Raw genomic sequence first — 1,682 nt, forward strand, 5'->3', positions numbered from 1 at the left:
GACCATGGATATCCGATCACATTCGCGTCCCAAAGAAATACAAGACTTCATAGACGGAGCCAGGGTGCTCTTCGCGGCCGAGACGCTGACAAAAGAGGCCCGCGCATTGGCGGTTCAGATATTCGCGCTGCTCGAGCGACATGGCGAGATTCGCTTGGAGACACGCGAGCGCTTTCCCGCTTGCGATTGGCTCGATAGCACGCTCGAGCCGTATCTGGGCGCGGACAATGCATTCGGCCAAGTGGCGCGAAGCATCAAAGCGCTCGAACCGTATATCGGCTGGTCCCGGCGGATGACCGTTGCGAATGCGAGCGAGAATTTTCTGGAGGGCCATGCGAACGGCACGATCTGCGGCCCAGGCGGCACCGAGGATCGGTCCGATCTTCAGCTCGGCTTTACGATCATGAAGCCAGATGTCCGGTACCCCGATCACGGTCATCCGCCCGAGGAAGCGTATGTGTTGATGACCGCCGGGCAATTTCGCAAGGATCGGGGACCATGGCTGTCGCCAGGGATTGGTTGCGGCATTCACAATATCCCCGGCGCGATTCACGCTGTGCGCTCGGACGACAATCCATTCCTGGCTTTGTGGTGTCTTAAGGTCTGACCTATGGCGCTCTCGCCCCACATGCACGGATCACCAGGGCCACGACATCGTCGGTCAGCGCTGCAAACGCTTTTTTCGACAGCGCACGTTTGCCTGAAAGCGCCTTGATCTGCGCATCGAAATCAGCGTAGTGCTGCGTGACAGCCCAGATCAAATAAAGCAGTGCACGCGCATCGATCGGTGCGAGCAGCCCGCGCGCAATCCAATCGTTGATGACGACGACGCGCGTTTCCATCCACGGCTTGACGCGTTCCGAAAGAATATCCTGCATATGCATGGCGCCTTGAATGATCTCGCTGGCCCAGACCTTCGATCCGAGTGGGCGGCGTTGCGAGAGCGCCATCTTCGCTCGCACATATCCTTCTATCGCTTCGACAGGGTTGTCGCTCGAATCGAACGTATTGGCCGCGCAATGCCATTCCTCGAATACGTCGTCCAGCACGCGGCGATAGAGCGCTAGTTTCGTCGGAAAGTAGTAGTGCACGTTGGCTTTCGGCACGCCGGCACGCTCGGCGATCATGGCCGTGCTCGCCCCCTCGAGGCCTCGCTCGGCAAACACGGCCTCGGCGCAAGCGAGCAAATGCGCTTCGTTGGACAGCCGGATATGTGCCTTGCGGCGTCGCAATATCGGTGGGTCCGATTGCGCGTCGGAGTGTTCGGCCATCGCCGCCCGTCGGTCGTCGATCTTCATGTAAGCGCCTTGTTCGATCCTATGCCGCGTCCGGTCCCATTGTAGTCGTCAGCGGTCTCGTCATCGCCCGAATAAAGAAAAGATTGCAAAGTCGAGGCCAATGTTCTAAAACCTGTCCAATCGGACAGGATTCGATCCGCATTGAAACGATGAAATCGATGAAGCACGTACTTCAATGCAATGCGCGATTCCGATGCGCTGGTCAGGCATGCCAATCGTCCGATTTCGATAAGGAGCGCGTCCGATGAGCACGAGTGCAATGACAGAGCGCGGCATCGATACGTCGATGAAGGTCAACGGCCAGCGCCTGTGGGACAGCCTGATGACGATGGCGAAGATCGGCGCGACAGCGAAAGGCGGTGTATGCCGCCTTGCGCTGACCGA

General features: G+C 58.6%; 2 protein-coding genes and 1 pseudogene. 2 read left to right on the forward strand and 1 reads right to left on the reverse strand.

What is annotated here, in order from left to right:
• Positions 1–4: 4 nt before the first annotated feature.
• The gene (locus VGL01_RS06920; protein ID WP_331568120.1) at positions 5–607 is read left to right on the forward strand and encodes a dimethylsulfonioproprionate lyase family protein; all 603 of its coding nucleotides are present in this window, start codon (positions 5–7) and stop codon (positions 605–607) included.
• A 1-nt stretch (position 608) separates the two neighbouring features.
• Here VGL01_RS06920 and VGL01_RS06925 read toward each other — a convergent pair whose 3' ends face one another.
• Complete coding sequence (locus VGL01_RS06925) at positions 609–1,298, reverse strand: TetR/AcrR family transcriptional regulator (RefSeq protein ID WP_331568119.1); 690 nt, start codon at positions 1,296–1,298, stop codon at positions 609–611.
• A gap of 244 nt (positions 1,299–1,542) precedes the next feature.
• Here VGL01_RS06925 and VGL01_RS06930 point away from each other — a divergent pair.
• Positions 1,543–1,682: pseudogene (locus VGL01_RS06930) on the forward strand (Zn-dependent hydrolase); the annotation flags it as partial.

Origin of the sequence: Trinickia sp. (assembly GCF_036503415.1) — a bacterium.
GTDB lineage: Bacteria > Pseudomonadota > Gammaproteobacteria > Burkholderiales > Burkholderiaceae > Trinickia.

What these genes read in the sequence shown, in the direction of transcription:
- VGL01_RS06920 (WP_331568120.1), top strand. Translation starts at nt 5, where the DNA reads ATGGATATCCGATCACATTCGCGTCCCAAAGAAATACAAGACTTCATA.
- VGL01_RS06925 (WP_331568119.1), bottom strand. Translation starts at nt 1,298, where the DNA reads ATGAAGATCGACGACCGACGGGCGGCGATGGCCGAACACTCCGACGCG.